This is a genomic window from Xanthobacter autotrophicus ATCC 700552 (genome assembly GCF_043194565.1).
Classification (GTDB): domain Bacteria; phylum Pseudomonadota; class Alphaproteobacteria; order Rhizobiales; family Xanthobacteraceae; genus Xanthobacter; species Xanthobacter autotrophicus_F.
Window position 1 is genome coordinate 1 of the sequence record NZ_JBAFVS010000090.1, and the last position, 431, is coordinate 431.

Consider the following 431-nt stretch of genomic DNA (forward strand, 5'->3'; position numbering starts at 1 on the left):
AGGAACTGGGAGGCCCGGTAGCGGTCGTCGCCATAGGCCGCTTGAAGGGCGTCCAGAGCGGCGAGGATGCAGGCCGGTCCCACTTGGTCCGCCCAGGTGAGCGGGCCGCGCGGATAGTTCACGCCGAAGGTCATGGCGCGGTCGATGTCGGCAGGAGACGCCACCCCCATGAGCGCCGCCTCCGCCGCCTCGTTGGCGAGCATGGCGAGGGTGCGCAGCACTACGAGGCCCGGCACGTCGTCGACGGCCGACACCGCCTTGCCGAGGGCCTGGAACAGCCCGGCGGCGGCTGCAAGCGCGGTATCGCCTGCCTGGTCCGCCTTCGCGACGGCGATGCGCCTGGCCGATCCATAGTCGAGCGCGAGGTCGAACAGCACGAGGTCGGCCGGCGTGCCCGACGCCACGCGCTGCGTTGCCGTGCGGCCGTCCGT

General features: G+C 72.4%; 1 protein-coding gene. It reads right to left on the reverse strand.

The features are described from left to right. Positions 1-431: 3-hydroxyacyl-CoA dehydrogenase family protein (locus V5F48_RS25040; RefSeq protein WP_394260657.1), on the reverse strand; the 431-nt coding region annotated here is incomplete at both ends.